Annotated in this window: 14 protein-coding genes and 1 pseudogene; 3 read left to right on the forward strand and 12 right to left on the reverse strand. The window is 49.7% G+C overall.

All coding sequences use genetic code 11. From position 1 onward, the window contains the following. Positions 1-55: 55 nt before the first annotated feature. Positions 56-709 (forward strand): TetR family transcriptional regulator C-terminal domain-containing protein, encoded by a 654-nt coding sequence (locus tag AC4MRN_RS01265; RefSeq protein ID WP_155015162.1) that lies wholly within the window; start codon positions 56-58, stop codon positions 707-709. Further along, complete coding sequence (gene puuE, locus AC4MRN_RS01270) at positions 706-1605, forward strand: allantoinase PuuE (protein WP_370245986.1); 900 nt, start codon at positions 706-708, stop codon at positions 1603-1605. Before AC4MRN_RS01265 ends, puuE begins: the two co-directional genes overlap by 4 nt. A 52-nt stretch (positions 1606-1657) precedes the next feature. Here puuE and AC4MRN_RS01275 read toward each other — a convergent pair whose 3' ends face one another. Further along, a complete protein-coding gene (locus AC4MRN_RS01275; protein WP_370243761.1) occupies positions 1658-2986 on the reverse strand; it encodes an NCS2 family permease in 1329 nt (442 codons plus the stop codon). A 253-nt stretch (positions 2987-3239) separates the two neighbouring features. Between AC4MRN_RS01275 and AC4MRN_RS01280 the strand changes: the two genes are divergently transcribed. After that, a complete protein-coding gene (locus tag AC4MRN_RS01280) occupies positions 3240-4247 on the forward strand; it encodes an adenosine deaminase (RefSeq protein WP_491202269.1) in 1008 nt (335 codons plus the stop codon). A gap of 102 nt (positions 4248-4349) precedes the next feature. Here AC4MRN_RS01280 and AC4MRN_RS01285 read toward each other — a convergent pair. The 11 genes and pseudogenes from AC4MRN_RS01285 to AC4MRN_RS01335 form a co-directional block, all read right to left on the reverse strand. Next, a pseudogene (locus AC4MRN_RS01285) lies at positions 4350-5465 on the reverse strand (cupin domain-containing protein); the annotation flags it as partial. Positions 5466-5515: 50 nt separating this feature from the next. Next, the gene (locus AC4MRN_RS01290) at positions 5516-7996 is read right to left on the reverse strand and encodes a TonB-dependent siderophore receptor (RefSeq protein WP_491202270.1); all 2481 of its coding nucleotides are present in this window, start codon (positions 7994-7996) and stop codon (positions 5516-5518) included. Positions 7997-8360: 364 nt separating this feature from the next. Beyond that, positions 8361-9716 carry a uracil-xanthine permease family protein gene (locus tag AC4MRN_RS01295; protein ID WP_491202271.1) on the reverse strand — a complete coding sequence of 452 codons (1356 nt, stop codon included), beginning with the start codon at positions 9714-9716 and terminating at the stop codon, positions 8361-8363. A gap of 3 nt (positions 9717-9719) precedes the next feature. Next, positions 9720-11081, reverse strand: coding sequence for an adenosine deaminase family protein (locus tag AC4MRN_RS01300; RefSeq protein ID WP_491202272.1), 1362 nt, complete (start codon positions 11079-11081; stop codon positions 9720-9722). A gap of 311 nt (positions 11082-11392) precedes the next feature. Continuing rightward, positions 11393-11758: an AraC family ligand binding domain-containing protein gene (locus tag AC4MRN_RS01305; protein ID WP_073324917.1), complete on the reverse strand. Its 366-nt coding sequence runs from the start codon at positions 11756-11758 to the stop codon at positions 11393-11395. Positions 11759-11771: 13 nt separating this feature from the next. Then, positions 11772-13004 (reverse strand): allantoate amidohydrolase, encoded by a 1233-nt coding sequence (locus tag AC4MRN_RS01310; protein ID WP_073324916.1) that lies wholly within the window; start codon positions 13002-13004, stop codon positions 11772-11774. Further along, positions 12997-14229 (reverse strand): pyridoxal-phosphate-dependent aminotransferase family protein, encoded by a 1233-nt coding sequence (locus AC4MRN_RS01315; RefSeq protein WP_491202273.1) that lies wholly within the window; start codon positions 14227-14229, stop codon positions 12997-12999. Before AC4MRN_RS01315 ends, AC4MRN_RS01310 begins: the two co-directional genes overlap by 8 nt. Before the next feature lie 8 nt (positions 14230-14237). After that, positions 14238-15056, reverse strand: coding sequence for a sulfite exporter TauE/SafE family protein (locus tag AC4MRN_RS01320; RefSeq protein WP_073324914.1), 819 nt, complete (start codon positions 15054-15056; stop codon positions 14238-14240). A 3-nt stretch (positions 15057-15059) separates the two neighbouring features. Then, positions 15060-16655: a gamma-glutamyltransferase family protein gene (locus AC4MRN_RS01325; RefSeq protein ID WP_491202274.1), complete on the reverse strand. Its 1596-nt coding sequence runs from the start codon at positions 16653-16655 to the stop codon at positions 15060-15062. Positions 16656-16658: 3 nt separating this feature from the next. Beyond that, positions 16659-17852 (reverse strand): amidase, encoded by a 1194-nt coding sequence (locus AC4MRN_RS01330; protein WP_491202275.1) that lies wholly within the window; start codon positions 17850-17852, stop codon positions 16659-16661. A 101-nt stretch (positions 17853-17953) separates the two neighbouring features. Next, positions 17954-18775 carry a MurR/RpiR family transcriptional regulator gene (locus tag AC4MRN_RS01335; protein WP_487964543.1) on the reverse strand — a complete coding sequence of 274 codons (822 nt, stop codon included), beginning with the start codon at positions 18773-18775 and terminating at the stop codon, positions 17954-17956. Between the last annotated feature and the right edge of the window lie 16 nt (positions 18776-18791).

Consider the following 18791-nt stretch of genomic DNA (forward strand, 5'->3'; position numbering starts at 1 on the left):
AATTGGTCAGGATTTTGCTGGGTGTGAACGAGTTTAATTAAAAAAAGTGGTATCGATGGTAAGCAAATCAAAAATGGAAGGCAGCATTGGTGCCAAGAATAAACGTAAGATTCTGGCCGCTGCTGAAAAAGCCTTCGCAACACATGGCTTTAAGGGAACATCGGTGCAACAAATTGCTGACGAGGCAGGGTTGCCCAAAACCAATATTCTTTATTACTTTAAGTCTAAGCAAGGTTTGTACGTCGCTTTGCTACAGGACATCATGTCGACCTGGAACTCCCGCTTCGACAAGGTGACCAGTGAAGACGACCCGGCGATATCACTGGCTGATTACATTGCTGAGAAAATGACGATGTCCCGTACGCATCCGCTGGCATCCAAAATTTTTGCCATGGAAGTGCTGAATGGTGCGCCATACCTGAATAAGTTTTTCCGCAACGAACACGTGGCGTGGATGAATGGCCGCGTGGCTATTCTCAACAGTTGGATTGAGCAGGGCAGAATGCAAGCGGTCGATCCCACCTACCTGCTGTTTCATATCTGGGCCTGTACTCAGCATTATGCAGACTTCTCAGCGCAGATCAGCAGCTTGCGTGGCAAAGCCATGAAACGCGTTGATTTTGATGAAGCGACCCGACAACTAGTGCATTTGGTTCTGACTGGTTGTGGGTTGGCGGTTCCGCAAAAATACCTGGAGGCACCGGAATGAGCGAATATCCACGTGATTTAGTCGGTTATGGCGCTAATCCACCGCATCCAAAATGGCCGGGGAACGCACGCATTGCAGTGCAATTTGTTTTAAATTATGAAGAGGGCGGAGAAAACTGTGTGTTGCACGGCGACAGCCACTCTGAAATTTTTCTGTCTGAGATTATTGGCGCACAGCCTTATCCGGATCGCCATTTAAGCATGGAGTCGATTTACGAATACGGCAGCCGTGCCGGATTTTGGCGCCTGCATAAATTGTTTACCGAAGCGAACATACCCGTCACCGTCTTTGCCGTTACCATGGCGCTGCAGCGTCATCCCGAAGCGCTGAAAGCCATGCTCGATGCAAACTGGGAAATTGCCAGTCATGCAATGCGTTGGATTCATTATCAGTCAATGCCTATTGAGGAAGAGCGTGCGCAAATGGAGGCTTCCATTGCCATCCACGAGTCACTGACCGGGAAAAAACCTGCTGGCTGGTATACCGGTCGCACCAGCCCCAATACACTGGCGTTACTGGCTGAGCGTGATGATATTTTGTATTGCGCTGACTCCTACGCCGATGACCTGCCATATTATGACAAACATTACAGCAAACCGTTGCTGATGGTGCCTTACACGCTGGATACCAACGATATGCGATTTGGTACCCCGCAAGGGTTTAATAGCGGAGACCAGTTTTACACCTACCTGAAAGATGCCTTTGATGTACTTTACGAGGAAGGGGCTTCACAACCGAAAATGTTGTCGATTGGTTTGCACAATCGTATCGTGGGTCGCCCGGCAAGGTTTGCTGCGCTCAAGCGCTTTGTTGAGTATGTACAGGGACACGACAACGTGTGGCTGTGTACCCGGGAAGAGATTGCCCGTCACTGGCAAACATACTATCCTCTATAATTCTCAGGGCTAAGAAAAACGGGGCTTTCGCCCCGTTTGTGTAAATTCCGATTTATAACCCGAGCAGGTACCGCAGTATAAACACACCGGCCAACAGGTAAGTGATGACACTGATTTCCTTGTATTTGCCGGCACCCAGTTTTACACCTACATAAGTGATAAAGCCCAGCGCAATACCTTCACTGATACTGAACGTTAGTGGCATCGCCATTAATGCAACGACGGCGGTCGCTGTCGCGCCCAGATCATCGAACTCCAGGTGACGAATAGATTCCATCATTAAAATACCCACCATAACCAGTGCCGGTGTTGTGGCCATTAACGGGATGACCTTCATCAATGGCGTCAGAAACAGGGCTAATAAAAAGCAAATAGCCACGACTACTGCGGTTAGACCGGTTCGGCCGCCCGCTGATGCGCCGGCGGCTGATTCAACGTAACTGGTAACCGGTGAGGTGCCGAGTGCAGCACCGACAACACTGGCCGTCGCATCGGCTGTCATAGCGCTACCGATTTTGGGCAGTTTACCCTCTTTATTTAACAGGTTTGCGCGACGTGATACGCCAATCAGCGTGCCAATGGTATCGAACATGTTGACGAACATCAGGGCAAAAATCAGATCCCAGGTTTCTGCAAAATGTTCAATGGGATACATAATATCCATTGCAAACCAGGTATCACTAATTGGTTCGGGCATGCCGACAATGGCATCAGGCGTAGCGGTAAGCGTGCCAGTTTCAGTGGGGATCAGCGTACCAATCAGGGTCAGTAATACGATAGACAACAAAATGCCACCTGTGACGCGTTTCATTACCAGCACAACGGTAAGTAATATACCCGCCAATGCCAGCATGACAGCTGGGTCTGATAAATCACCAATAGTCACGAACGTGGCCGGGTTGGCGACAATCAATCCCGCATTTTTCAGACCAATGAACGCGATAAACAAGCCAATACCGCACTGCACACCAATTTTCAGCGATGGCGGAATAGCCTCTGCTATCAGCGTACGTACCCCGGTGAGGGTGAGTAACAAAAATAAAATGCCGTTCCAGAATACGATACCGAGGGCTGCTTCCCAAGGCACTTCCCGTGTCATGCAAATAGTAAAGGCAAAGAAGGCATTCAGACCCATACCCGGCGCTAGCGCGATAGGGTAGTTTGTCATAAAGGCCATCAGCAGTGTACCCAGGCAGGCTGCCAGTGCGGTAACGGTAATCAACCCTGCAGCTGGCATTCCGCTGAGGCCAAGAATGCCTGGGTTCACTACCAATATGTATGACATGGCGGCGAAGGTAGTTAAACCGGCAATCACCTCTGTTTTTATGGTTGTGCCATGGGCCTGGAGTTTGAAAAGGCGCTCAATCAGCGGGGAAGACATAGATATTCTCTTTATAGTAGTTGTTTATGAATCGGTATTATCGGAACACAAGCAAAAAACTGACCATTTAGTCAATGAGTTGGTGCGAGATCTGCTAGACTCCGTAAGTAATAACAAAAAGCGTTCATTCATCGAGATGAACGTCATAATAAACCCGTTTATTGTTGCGTATTTTGGCACAGAAGCGGGTAGGATTGCACCAAAATGGTGATATTGCTAACTATGTGTGCGCTCGTTAGCCATTAAGGAACTCATGAATTTAATTAAATTAATACATGCATTGCCAAAAACGGAATTACATCTGCATATAGAGGGATCGTTAGAACCTGCAATGATGTGGAATCTGGCAAGCAAACACGGGGTCTCGCTACCTTATGATTCGATTGCCGACATTGAAGCGGCATATCAGTTCGAGGATTTGCAGAGCTTTTTAGACTTATATTATCAGGGCGCTGATGTCCTGAGGGATGAAGACGATTTTTATCAGTTAATGATGGCCTACCTGACCCGTTGTCACGATGACAATGTGGTACACGCTGAAATCATGTTTGATCCGCAAACGCATACCAGCCGAGGGATTGGCTTTGATGTCTTTATGCCCGGCTTTGAACGGGCTATTCAGGACGCCAAACAGAAATGGGGAATCTCGGTTTATCTGATCATGTCATTCCTGCGTCACCTTTCTGAGAAAGACGCCATCGACACCCTGAATCAGGCGAGAGCGTATTACCCCATGATCAAAGCGGTAGGACTGGACAGTTCGGAGCTGGGTAACCCACCGGAAAAATTCGTTAAGGTGTTTGCTGCGGCGCGCGCGCTGGGTTTTAAATGCGTAGCGCATGCGGGTGAGGAGGGGCCTCCGGAGTACATCTGGCAGGCTTTGGATTTACTGCATGTTGATCGTATTGACCACGGCGTACGGTGCGTTGAAGACGCTTCGTTAATGCAGCGCCTGAAAGATGAAGGTATGCCTTTGACGGTTTGCCCGCAAAGTAACATTAAACTGTGTGTGTTCGACCATATGAAGGATCACAATATTCTGTCACTGCTCGACGATGACCTGTGTGTGACCGTGAATGCGGATGATCCGAGCTATTTTGGCGGTTACCTGAACGACAATTATCGCGCACTTATGACGCATCTTTCTATGAACGAATCTCAGTTAGTTAAATTAGTAAAAAACAGTTTTGTTGCGTCTTTTTTACCTACTGATGAGAAAAATCACTGGCTCAGGAAAATAGATGAGCTAGCCGCGCTATAGCGGCGAAATAACTGCTCAATAAATGCAAAGGCCTGCGCGAAGCAGGCCTTTTTCTTGTTGAAACCTCAGAGACGCTTAATGGCGAAGCTAGTCAGTATTGCCCGGAAGTGTTGACTGATAGGTATCCCAGTTAGAGACGATGTCGTCAATCACGGTACTACCAACCACAAAAGCCGCTTCCAGTGATGGCCTCATGCCCGCGTAACCCGCACCCGTGCTCTCAGCTGCCAGGTTTTCCGCAGCGGTTAAACCGTCAGGCTGCATGGTGAAATTACTGGCGGTACGGAGCACCATAAAGCGGGACTTATCCACTTTCCCGGCCTGCTCTAAATACACCATCGACTGATAGGCACCGGTATCTTCCATGCCCGAGGTCACAAAATTACCTTTGCCGTTGGTCCAAAAACGTGTCCAGTCATTTGCCCAGTCGTTAAAGAGTTTGCCATGCCAGAATGTCGACGCGGCCATGTGATCGCCGCGCATTACTTTAGGCGGCAATTGTGCATTCGGCATACTGATATACTGCCCACGTAAGGCTTGCATAGCGGGTGTATCGCTTAAGCTGATGTCTTTTGTCAGATCAAACGCCCAGTCAATCAGGCGGGTGTTAAGCTGAAACATTTCGCCATTGCGGGCGACATTTTCGCCGCCGTTGTCAGGGTAGGGCGCGTTAGCGAATAATGGAAAGTAACCGGTTTTCCAGTCTTCCGGGATTTCCCTGGCATCAATCTGATGCGCGAGATCGCCGTCAATTAGATAGTCAGCCCACACCGCTGAGCCAATTGATCCGTCTTCCGGGTCAATACCTGCAATACCGGCAACCAGCCAGTAGGCCTGGGTCAGGTCGAAGCGAGGGTCCAGACCCAGTGCCATAATGGCAGATGACGCCCGGCTTATACCCATACCCGTCACGATGCCTAATACGCCTTTATCCCGGTTGAAGTAGATATCGTGGAAAGACTGAGGAAAAGCAAATCGCTCGCTTAACCCATAGCGCTCGCGCCAAAACTGGAATTCGCCAGGCTTGTCGCCGGTGTCTTCGCCCATTTCGAACATGGTAACCACAACCGCTTTTATTTTTAACGGTGCGGGCATAGGAGGCGGCATACCGCCCTCGAAACCGGGGCCGTGTTCACCTGGGCCTGGTCCCGGCGGCTGGCACGCGGTTAGCAGAAATAACGTGGCTAAAATTGATAATAATCGCATACTGTACTCCATAAAAAAGGCATGCCAGAGCATGCCTTTACGATTTACTTGTTCACAACTTATTAGAACTTGTAAGAGAACTTCACATTAAAGTGACGAGGTAGTTCTGGTAGTACGATTTGGCTACCGAACAAGTCCGGGAAGTTAGAACGGAAATAGCGCTCATCCGTCAGGTTCTTCACTGTCAAGTTAACGCCAAAGTTTTCATCTTGGTAAGATAAACCAGCGTTTACTAAAGTATATGCCGGTAATGTTACAGCACCAGAGAAGCCTGACTTCGTTGAGTCAGCGTCTATGACACTCAAGCTGGTTGCATAACCATTTTGAAAATCATATGTCGCAGTAAGTGAATAAATATTTTCTGGAATACCGGCTTTGCGAGCGTTTGGATTAGATGAACCTTCGCCAACGGAGAAGTTACCAATTGGCAGGCCACCGTAAATTGCTGATGGATCTTCAAGGTCAGGGAAATCATCTGCGCCCAGGAAACCGAACTGGAAGCCATTTTCCAAAGCTGTGATGTTCGTCACTTCGGTTTTGCTATAACCGGCAGTAACTACGAGACTTTCATTTACTACCCAGCGTAGTTCAAACTCAGCCCCTTCGTTTTTGGTCACGTTGTTAGTAACGACCATTTGAGCGTTAAAGTCGGTTCTTTCTTGCTCATATATTGCAAGAGCAAAATACAAAGTGTCATCAATGAAAGAGCCTTTCAGACCAAACTCAAACAAGTCTGATGTATCCATTGCTGCACCTGATTCGATATTACCGGTCCAAATTTCGGCACCTTGTCCGGCAACGAGCGTAGTTTGCTCTGCAGCTGTTACGTAGGGAATTAAACCGATTGGCGTTTTGTAGGAAATACTCGCATTCCACGATACACCATCCAAGGTATTGGATGCTGAAACTGGTGCCGTGATATCTGTTTCTCCACCGAAACCATAAATATATTGACCATCCTCAGACAAACTTATAAAAGAGTTTGAGCCGTTGCCAAACAATAATTTGTCTGTAGGAATGCGACTTTCTAAGTCGATTGAATCGTAACGTGCGCCTAATACGACGTTTAAACCCCATTCCCAAGTCAGGTCTGTCATTACTGCAAAACCAAGATCCAGATAATTACCAATATAGTAATCAGTGTAGTCGTCATCAATTCGAGTGGAAAGTAATCTTCTGTCCAGCGCAGAAGATGGCATCGTCAGGTCTCTACGGTCGAAGAACTCGTGGTGAAAATCGTCGCCGTGTTCAAAGTCGGTATAACGAAGTGACGGTGAAATCTGAACCTGAGCATACAAGTCATCAATTTCATAATCTGCACTGAAAACAACTTTATCTTCGACTACCCAACTATCATGAAACTGTGAAAATCCGTACGCATTTTCATTGATGTTTTCATAGGCTTCGTAAAATAACTGGTTTTTGATTTCCCAATTTGAATCAGAGTAATAAACAACATCGAAATATAATGTCGTTACAGTGTTTTCAAGTCGATCATCAGGAGCAACCAGCACCTGGTTGCCTCTTAGTTTGGCGGTACCAGGATTATCCAGTGCCATCAGGTCATCAAAGTCATCCGCAGTCCAACCCGACGTGTTTGGGAATATAAATGGATTTATGAGAGCTTCAACGGCGTCGTATTCCTGATGAGAAATAGAGCCATCCCCGTCGGTATCCAATGGTTTTGCTGTACCTGTGATATAAGTACCATTGTCAATTAAGTCTTGAGTAAGACGGTTCCAGCCTGCGACTTGGTTGCCCGCATAGTCATGATACATACCACCAAATTCAATGTTTAGTTCATCACTCAAATCGACATCGAATGACGCCTGGATCACAGTTTGATCTGTTGAGGTGTTATCGTAATAACTTCCGGAATTTTCAAGCTCACCATAAATGTAGTAGCCCATTTCTTTATCAGCTATCTTACCGGGGCCTCCAACTTCTGCGGTTAATACGCTTTTATCCCAAGAGCCTGCTGTATAGGAAATTGCACCTTGAGGTTCTTCTATGTATTTACCACGGCTTACCTTTGCAGATTTGGGATTAAAATTTAAGTAACCGCCTATTTTTGCTGGTCCGTAAATGGGTGATGCTGGACCGCGTACGATATCAACTCGGCTTGATGCGCCAATTGGCGTAGGGTAGTTACCTGGGTTATCCAGACGTTTAACTCCTCGAAAATAAGCCTCACCAGGATTACCACGGATATCAAGTGAGCCCGCTACGCCGAAGAACGATTGGGTAAACGTACCAGGTGCAAATGCAACCAGTTCGTCGATATCTGATACGTTGAAACGCTCCATTTGCTCGTCACTGATTGTTGATGCTGAGCGAGGCGTTTCTAAAATAGATTTTCCAAATCCGAAAACGGCTTCAACGTCCTGTCCAGGCAAGCTGCCTAGTGAGCCTTTGACTTCGATCTTTTCGATCTCTGCGTCACTGGGTGTTTCCTGTGCGAAAGCCGCTACAGGGGCGAGAAGCAATAACCCGGTCGTGACGGCACGCGCGATAGGCGCCACACTGAAGTTAGTGGTTTTCATGGTGTTCCTCGAGTATAAGAGTTCTTGTGAGTAATAAACGTTCTAGCTTTACGGCTGCGGTGTTGCAGATTTGATGCCAGAATCCTGTCCATGTGGTCAGGATTTGAGTTAAGTGTAAGTGATTGATATTTTGGAATAAAAAATCAATGGCAAAGAATGGGATTGTAAGCGAAATGTTAAAGCTTCTAATATCCATGCCTGAATGCACCAATGCGGTGAGGCGCGGATTCTAAATGCACCATAAACGTAAGACCAGTGTTTAGTTCTTCAACAGTGTCATTATTTCTTTACGATTTAAGCCTGGAAGGTGAGGGTTAATGGCCTGATACTGCTCCGCGCAGCATCAGGCTAAGACTGTGTTTTTTTACGATTCAGAGGTTACAGGCGTAGGTGCCGAGGCCTGATTTGGCAGAATAATGGATAAAATAATTGCAGTCAGTCCGGCTGTGGTAACGGGGGAGGTGAGCAAGTTGCCGAGCCAGCTGGGTAATTGAGATACGACATTGCCTACCATCATTACACCTAATCCCATACCCAGAGAGCAGGCGGTGATCAGGCTGTTTCGCTGATTGAGAGGTTCGCTGGTGAGGATTTTTACACCGCCAACAGCAACCATGGCAAACATAACGAGTGTTGCTCCGCCCAGAACTGGTTTCGGGATCACCTGCAGTAATGCACCGATAAAGGGGAACAGGCCCAGAACCATAAAGACGCCGGCGACAAAGCAACCTACTTTACGACTGGCAATGCCAGTCATTTGGATCACGCCGTTGTTTTGCCCGAAAGTGGTGTTGGGAAACGTGCACAATATTGCTGCAATCAGCGAGTTGACACCATCACCCAAAATGCCTGCACGGATCCGTTTGAGGTAGCGCTCACCTGTGATGGGCAGCTTACAGAACAAACTGTTGGCAGTCAGGTCGCCTGCGGTTTCAATAGCAGTAAAGAAGTAAATCAGCGCAATGGGTAAAAACAAGTCCCACTCGAAATTAATGCCGTATTTAAACGGGTGAGGGACGCTGAACCAGGGCAAATCTACCAGGCCGGAGAAATTTGTCATGCCCATAAAAAAGGCAACTATAGTACCTATGGCCATGCCGATAAAAATAGCTGATAACCTCAGCCAGTGATTTTTACAGGCGTTAAAATAAATGATCACTAATAATACGCCCAGACCCAGCGATAAATTCTCCACGCTGCCAAACGCATCGGCATTAAACCCGCCAGCCAGGTCCGTCATGCCCACTTTTATTAGTGAGATGCCTATAGCAATGATGACTACGCCAGTGGTAACCGGGGTAATCACACGTTTGATCTGATTAATAAACTGGCTCAGGATTATTTCAACAAACGCGCCAAAAAAACACACGCCCAGCATCATAGCTAATATATCGTCGTTGCTGCCACCGCGTTCTTTTACCGTGCTCCCCACCAGGATCAGCGCACTCAGAAAGGCAAAGCTGGTACCTTGTACGGCCACTAGTCCACTGCCTACCGGCCCGATACCTTTGGTCTGGATGAATGTCCCGAGTCCTGTGGCCAATAACGCCATACTGATGAGGTAGGGCACCTCTGTCTGTAAACCTAATACCGACGATATTATAAGCGTAGGCGTGACCACGCCAATGAAGCTTGCCAGTACATGCTGGATTGCTGCCGTCAGGCTGATTGCAAAGCCGGGGCGGTCTTCCAGACCATATAAAACCTGAGATTGTGACATGGGTTATCCTTTTTCACACAGTGTCGGGTAGTGGTTGCACATAAAGCCCTTGATAGGCGGAAGTGAAGGCAATGCGGTGCTCCCCGACAGTATGGCTGTTTCGAATTCGGCGACTCGGTGACGGTATTGCTCAAGGGCTTTACGCTTGTCTTCAGAAGACAAAAAGCTGTATTTGAGCGAGTTTTCCCCTAACGACACCAATTCTGTCCAGGACAAATTGAAATGATGCACGGCAACAAAATACTCGTCGGTTAAAGTACTGTCCCACATGCCTCTGTCGTCAGTGGTAAGGGCAACAGGAATATCGGTGCGCAAATATTCAGGGAACGGGTGAGTTGACAAGTCGGGCGTGTATTCCAGCAGTTTGTTACTGATCAGGTTAATTTCGATCAGGTAGGGGCCATGCCGCATCAGTAGCAGGGTGTCGGGATCAGTAATGGTATTCAGGCCGTGGCCAATACGCTGAGCGCCAAGTAGCAAGGTGTCTTTAACGTGCTGGTTTGGTTCATCGACTTCACCAGCGTGAATTGCCAGATTAATTGCCGGGTAACGTTGGCGTAGACTTCGCAGGGCCGGAAGAAATCGCAACGGGTAGCCTTTGTCGTTGTCTTCGCGACCCACCATGTTAATGCCTACGTAAATGTCACGGTGCTGATCGACAAAATCGTACATCCAGGCCAGATGTGACTCGGCATTGGGTAAAAATCGCAAGAGCGCATATTGAAAACGTACGGTGACGCCGGTGGCTTTGGCTTGGGGACTTGCCAGCATATCTAAGTAAATCGATAGTGTTTGTTCCGGAGATAGCTGGTTGCCTTTATTGTCTTGCGCACGGTCAACATTGACCTGAGTTTCCAGGTACTGAAGTCCCTCACTGGCAAAGGCCTGCATATTTTTCAGCAGAATATGGGCACCAATGTGGGGATTGGCCACCAGTTCGTTAAGTCGCTGCCAGTGAGTTTCAAAAAACTCATTGCGGCCTTCGTGCGCTTTGTCGAGCCGAATACTGTTGAGAAACGCCTGTTTCTGTTCTGCCGACAGCGCACTGAGTGGCTGATATTCCTGCTTTTCACAATCAGACAACGCCTGGTAAGACGATGCCTGAATAGTGCGAAACAAAAGGTACTGCGGATTCGGACCAAATTCGTTGGTACCGTAGCCCCTGCAGTGCAGGATGCGGGTTTTGGTGAAGTATTCGTAGCCGCCATTGCGCTGGGGTGACGTGGCAATGTCATACCACCATTCACTAAAGCCAGCGCCACTTAGATGATGATGCAAGTCACCGCCTTTTGGCAGTGCCCACAATAACTGGTAGAGCTGTTTGTGTGATGCCTGTTGTTTAAAGCCCCGGAACCACTTATTCATGTCATCAGGTGCTGCAACGCACGCACAGCTAATCAGGCCCAGCCCTAAACAAAGCCGAACGCCCCAATGACATACCTTTTTGCCCCACATGTTTTACCACTTCCCACAACAACTTAACCGGATACCACAATGAAGCAAAAACCTGACCACTTGGTCTATTTGTTGTATTTGGTCGTAACAGTCTGAAATATATAAATATTAACGAGATGGTGATAGCAGGTTTCAACAACTGAAATTCAGCTGTGCACCATATGAGGGCGAGGCTGATTCATATCGAATCAGCCGGGTATTCTCAATGAGGACGTTGGGAATTAATAAGGGAAACCATCCGGTAGGGTAACAAAGATTGAGTGGCGCACTTCATTGTACATAGCGCGACTGCAATGACCTTCACCCTCTGTATCCTCAAGCAGCAAAACGTCGCCCGCGCCAAACACATGACGCTCACCCGATGACACAGTAAATTCTGCGCGACCTTTCAAAATAAACAGTAACTGACGGGCCGGTGCAGGGTGCCATTTGAAATTATAATCTGCGGGTGTTTCGCGAAAAATAATCGAACCTGCGGGTATCTTCTCCGAAAGTAAGCCTATTGGGCCTCCATCAGTCAGAGGGATATCTGCTTCACCAAAGTGACTCTTGCCGTGCTCATCATGATAAATTCGAGGTATTTTCACGTGTTTTTCCTTGTTAGTGTTGAGAATAAGAATCCAAAAATCGCTGTAGTACTTGCAACGTGGCTTGCACATCGGCATGGGTGACTGATTCGCCAGGATGGTGGCTAATTCCGCCTTTGCACCTTACAAACAGCATGCTCACCGGGCAAATAGCATCCATTGCCATGGCGTCATGGCCTGCACCCGACGGGAGGCTCAGCGGTTTAATGCCGGTTAGCTCTATGGCCTGCGCCAGAGTCTGAGACAAGGCAGGGTTACAATGTACGGCATTGGCCTGGTGCGTCATCTGCCAGTTAAGATCTACCCGACGACGGTTAGCAATATCGCGAAGTTTAAGCAAAATTGCATCCAGGGCTTTGTCGCGCATGTCGTCATATTCACTGCGTATATCGAGTGAAAACGCCACCTCTCCGGGAATCACATTAACCGCGCCCGGTTTTACATCCATGCGCCCTACGGTGGCCACCACTGCGTGTTCGGTCGCAATAGATTCAATGGCCAGCACCATTTCGCTGCAGGCGGTCATGGCGTCTTGTCGCAGGGGCATGGGTACGGTACCCGCGTGACCAGCCATGCCATTCACTTTTATGTCGTAGCGTTTGGCGCCAGCAATAGCCGTTACCCAGCCTACTGGCAGCGATTGGTTTTCAAGCACTGGGCCTTGTTCAATGTGAACTTCGAGGTAACCGAGCAATGTGGCCGGATCCAGTTTGGCCTGGCTGATGTTTTCAAATGACGAACCAAAGTTCTTCAGGGCATCCGGCAGTGAAACCTGATCTTTGTCGCGCAGGTCACGCCAGGTTTCCTGCCACCGACCTGTAAGCGCCCGGCTGCCCAGCAGAGTAGAGCCAAAGCGTGTACCTTCCTCGTCACCGAAACCAACAATGTCAATGTGAAAAGGGAAGCGAATTCCCTGATCGTGGCAAAACTGAATAACGGCCAGGGGGGCAATTACACCCAGCATACCGTCGTATTTTCCGCCATTTGGTACCGTATCAAGGTGGCTACCAAACACAAATGCCTTGGCGTCGGCATTGTGGCTTTGGTAGCGGCCCCATTGATTCCCAGCAGCATCCTGCCAGGTTTGCATGCCCGCCTGTTGCATCCACTGCGCTACCAGGTCATTGGCTTGTCTGTGTTGAGGCGTCAGATACCGGCGGTCAACCATACCCGGAGATTGGCTGATAAGCCCAAGTTGGTCACAACGGTTGAGCACCTCATGGGCCAGCTCAGCAAACTCATTCATAGCTGGCTCCCGCACTGGCGTATACACCCAGTGCAGCGTCGACCCCTTCGCCCAGTGCCATTTTGTGTCCGGCGCGACGCAATACAGTCTCCAGAGATTGTAAGGTGTGCAGAACGGCGTCCTGACGCGCGTTATAACCCATGGTACCAATGCGCCAGATACGACCTTTCAGCGGGCCAAAGCTGGTGCCAATTTCTATGTTGAAATCCAGTAACAACTGCTGGCGAATGGCTTCACCATCAACGCAGTCAGGAATCTCTACACCTACCACGTTATTCATTTTGTGGCTCAGGTTACCAAACGGCATTAAATCCATTGCCTGGATACCTGCCAGCATGGCATCACCGGCTGTTTTATGGCGTTTGATGCTAGCTTCGATACCTTCTTCCAGCAGATTTATGGCACATTCACGCGCACAAAACAGCATGGAGGCGGCTTCAGTGTGGTGGTTAAGGCGTGACTCTCCCCAGTAATCGAGGATCATGGGAATGTCGAAATAGTTAGAGCGAATGCGGCTGCCTCTTGCTGCCTGGTGGCTGTCTTCGCGAATACCGGCTTCGATGTGGTGGCGGGTACGAACGAGGTCAACATAGCGCTCGCTCAATGTAATTGGGGCACTACCAGACGGGCCGCCGAGGCATTTTTGCAAGCCCACCGACACGGCGTCGAGACCCCAGTCATCCGTGTGGAACGGGTTACCGCCAATTGATGCGGTAGCATCGGAGTAAAACAATACGTCATAGCGGCGACAGATTTCGCCCAGGTGTTCCAACGGTTGTAACATGGTGGTAGAGGTATCGCCCTGAACCACTGCCAGTACCTTGGGTTGCACTTGCTTTATAGCTGCTTCAATTTGCTCAGGCTCGAATACTTCACCCCAGGGCACTTCAATACTGTGGACATCGGCACCGGCTCGCTCGGCAATTTCACATAACAGGTGACCAAAACGTCCAAATATAGGCACCAGCACTTTATCGCCGGGTTCAATGCACGACACTAATACGGCTTCGATACCTGCACGGGACGTCCCATCAACCAGCACCGTGTGCTGGTTTTGAGTGTCAAACACATCGCGATAAAGAGACATGACTTCATTCATGCAACCGGTCATAGCCGGGTCGTACTGACCGACCAACTGATGAGACATGGCTTGCAGAACGCGTGGGTAACAGTTAATCGGGCCGGGGCCCATCAATAAACGTGGAGGAAGAGTTAAAGGCTTCATCGTTGCTCCTAAAGTAAGCTTTGGGCAAGCATGCGCACGCCGGTGATCAGCAACACGACCGCAAACACTTTTTTCAGTTTGGCGGCATCCAGCTTGCTGGCCAGGCCCGCGCCGACAGGCGCAAATAGCACAGTTAGCGGCACAATGGCGGCGAACCCTATCAGGTTAACTAAACCAAACGTACCGGTTGGGGCGTCAGCGGGTGTTTGACCAAGCGCTAACATGGTGATTGCGGCAGGAAGCGAAATAATCAATCCTACTGCAGCTGCCGTACCCACCGCACGGTGAGCAGGGTAATTACAAAACGTCAGTGTCGGCACCGTCAGGGTACCGCCACCAATACCGACCATTGCGCTGAACAGGCCAATGCACGCCGCAATGATTCGCTGGCCAATGGCACCGGGCAGGTCGTTAAACCAGGCTGATTTGCTGCCTACAAACATGTTTACCGCAGACAGGCTGGCGATAATACCAAACATCAGGGTCAGGACTTCGCCGTCGATTTGAGTAACGGCGTAGCTTCCCAGCAATACGCCTAATAATATAAACGGCCCCCAGCGTTTGAGTAGTTCGACATCTACATTGCCCTTGGCCCGGTGCGCCTTGATTGAACTTACCGACGTTGGAATGATGGTTGCCAGCGAGGTTGCCGTTGCAATCAACATAGCTGAATCGGCGCTTACCCCTAGAGCCTGAAACAGAAAATACAGGACAGGCACAATGACTATGCCACCACCGACACCCAGTAAACCGGCTAACAGGCCTGCGAAAACACCTGTGGCTAACAGGGCTAAAATAGTGGGGAGTAAATCGAATAACACTTGCATTAATTAAGCCTCTGCTGCTGGCTGAAAACGTTGTGCGAAGGCCTTGCCATCGCTGCGTGGATCGGTGGCTGCTTCGGTGCGGTGATCCGGGTGTAATACTACCGCGCCGGCGTGGCCCATTAGTTCATTACAGGCGTCGACTACAACCATGTCATGCCCGCGGCCGATCAGGTCATCGCCGACATATTCAGCCACATCACGTTCAACTTTAAGGTTGTGAGACTGGTCACCCCAGGTACGCCCTAATAACCAACGGCCAAGGGAAATTGCTTTGTCCAGCGGCTGATTGTGATAGGCATACCGGCTAAACAGCGCAGCCTGGGTTTGGGGTTGACCTTCACCGCCCATGGTGCCGTAACTGATTCGGCGGCCATCGTGTAATTCCGCAAACGCCGGGTTCAGCGTATGGAATGGCTTCATACCGGGTTGCAGATATTGCAGGTGGCCGGGCTCAAGACTGAATGACGTGCCCCGGTTGTTCCATACAATGCCGGTTTGCGGGCTTACTACGCCACTGCCGAACTCCCAGTACAGGCTTTGAATGTAGCTCACCATACGGCCCTGGTTGTCACAGGCGCCCATCCAGATGGTGTCACCGGTTTTCGCCTCATGAGGCCATGGCAAAGCGCTCTCAAGTTCTATGTTTGCAGCCATCTCATCCAGCGCGTCATCGGTTAACAGGCTGTCAAAGTCAGCGGAAAGACGACTTGGATCGGTCACAAACTGGTTGCGTTTGATAAACGCTTGCTTGGTGCATTCAATCAGCAAATGCACCATATCGGCGTCGGTTTTACCTTTGTGTACAACGCGGTCGTACAGGGCCAGAATAATCAAAGACGCAATCCCCTGAGTAGGGGCGGGGAGGTTATACAGTTTGCCCAGTTTTGTGGTAACAGACAGCGGCGACACTTGCAGAGCCTGATATTGCTGGAAATCGGCCAGACGGATGGGTGAACCTGCGTCTTCTAAATCTGCGGCCAACTGATGGGCGATATCACCCTGGTAAAAATCATTCAGACCTTTGTCGGCCAGGTGTTGCAAGGTTGCTGAGAGCTGTGTCAGCTTCACAATCTTGCCTTTTTTGAGTGCCTTGCCTTTGATCAGAAAAGGAGCAAAGTGTTCGTCGTGGGCCAGTTCGTCATAGGTTTTAAAGCTGGCGTCTGACATGCTTTGTGTCACTTCGATTCCCCAGCTCGCCTGACTAATAGCGGTTTCCAACAATTCAGATAGTGGCATAGCGGATTGCCATCCAGCACTGATATCGAGCGCTTTTTGCCAACCTGCTACGGCACCGGCCATGGTCAGTGCCGCTTGTCCGCCTCGAGAGGGAATCGCTGTTTTGCCCTCATAAAATGCAGGGGTTGCCAGTGCGGCAGCGGTGCCACAGGCATCGATTGCAACGGGCGCTTTACCGGGTTCGCTAATCAGCCAGAAGCCGTCACCGCCAAGGCCATTCATATGAGGATATTCCACGGCGATAGAGGCTGCTGCGGCAACCATGGCCTCGATGGCTGTGCCACCGCGTTGTAGGATTTCGTTGCCCACCGTCGACGCTGCGTAGTGGGGGGCAGTAAATGCAGTATATTGTGTTGTTGTCATGCTTTACTTTTCCAGTAGGGTTTGTGCCAAAGCTATCAGCGCTAAGTCGCTGTTGACTGGCCCAATGAACGATAAACCGCAAGGTGCGCCATTCAGGGAGAATAACGGCAGGTGTAGTTGCGGCAAACCGGCCAGGCCGGCAATGGCTGTTAAATTTAATAGTTGTTTTCGATATTCACCCAAGGCTGGCGCTGGTGTACTGAGTAACGGTGCGCAACCGGGTGTTGTGGGTAATACAACAATAGCGTTTGAAGTAATGGTGTGTTCGGCCCACTGCTTCACGCGTTGTTGTACGCTTTTTGCTTCGGTTACGTCATGCGTTGTGATTTGAGCACACGCGTTGAACCGTTCGGCAATGTCACTGGCGAAAACCGGTGCATGGCGGGTTATCCATTCGCCGTGTTGTTGCCAAATCTCGTTCCCCTGGAGCACGCGAAACGCTTCAGATAACGCGAGTGATTCAAGCTCTGCGTCTTCAGCAGCCTGCTGTTCAAGGGAGCACGTTTTCAGCCAGGCGTTAATTTGAGCACCATGTTCAGCCCGTTGAATGGCGGCGTTTAATGGACGCAGCGCAGGTGAAGTAAGCGCGATCTGGGGTTTCGTTGCCAGAAAACTCTGCATTGACGTCGCCAGTGTGTTCAGATCCCTCGTCATGATGCCTACAGTATCAAATCCGGGCGCAAGCGCGACCAAACCGTCAGTGTCAACCAGCCCGTGTGTAGGACGTAATCCGAACAAGCCGTTGTAGCTGGCAGGGACACGAATAGAGCCACCGGTATCTGTGCCTAAGCCAATATCCGCTAATCCGGCACTCACCGCCGTCGCTGAACCGCTGGACGAGCCGCCTGGCAAACGGTCTGGTGTGACCGGATTGACGGGCGTGCCGTAATGGATATTCTGGCCATTCAGGCTGTAAGCCAGTTCATCGGTAATGGTTTTGCCAACCAGCGTTGCTCCGTCATTACATAATAAGCTAACAGCAGAAGCGGTTTCTTTGGCTATGTCGTGACTTGCCGCCCAATCCGGATTGCCGGCGGTAGTTTGTAGACCTGCAATATGAAACAGATCTTTAACGGCGAGGCGTTGACCAGACAAGGGTTGACCTGCCTTATCGTGGGTCGATGGCACGCTGGTTTGACTGTTGTACTGAGTGTCAGGCACCCAAACAAATGGCGATTCTACGCTATGGTGTTTCATGAGCTGAAATGTTGCAGGGGGATAGCTCTATGAAACAATCGTTTCAAGGTTAAGTCAAGTGAAACGTTTGTTAAATTTATGTGATTTCGTTAACAAGTGGGTTATTCGGGATCCAGTTCACCCATTTGAGCATAGAGTGACGTAATGGTAGAGACACGACGATCACCTTCATCGCCTAATAAGGTGTAAGCCTGATTGCAAATAACCGATACCAGACTCATTGGGGCAGCATAACTGTCAAAGGCAAACTGGTTACCCAACTGACACAATAATAAGTGTTTTACTCTGTCCTGGTATACCTGGCCGGTGGGGTCCGTGAATAATAGCGTTCGCTCCGGGGGCAGGGCTTCCATCATGCGGGCAAAAATACGTGGACGTCGGCGAAAGCCAAATACCAGTATGATTTCATCGGCTGACAGGTCCATGATGTCTTCACTCAGGCTTTGACCCGGTTGAGGCAGCAAACGTACGTTCGGGCGAATCTGTTTGAGCTGCTGGCGGCAGTGCAGGGCTACCGGATAACTGTTGCGATAGCCAATCAGCGTGATCCTGGGAGCGTTAGCCAGTAACTCGGCAACCTGATTGATTTGTTCCGCTGGAATAGCCTCAAGGGTGCGTTGTAAATTGCCCAGCTCAGCAGCAACGTAATCGTGCTGATCAAGGATTTGTTTCACCGGGATACCCGCGTCTCGCTGCAGTACCACGTCCTGTTTGGCATCCTGATGCGAGGCATAGCCAAGCTGTCTGAACAAGCGGCTCACCGTGGCCTTTGACGTATTGGTTTTAGCGGCAATTTCTGACGTGGAGTCGCTAATAATGGTCAGCGGGAACTGTTGCAGGTAATTTGCAATGGTTCGGGCAGAGGGAGACAGTTCTGCGTATTTATCTTTGATTCTGGCTAGCACACCGTTGTTTTCAGACACTTATAAGCCAATAAAC

The sequence above is a fragment of the Marisediminitalea sp. genome, from assembly GCF_984433645.1.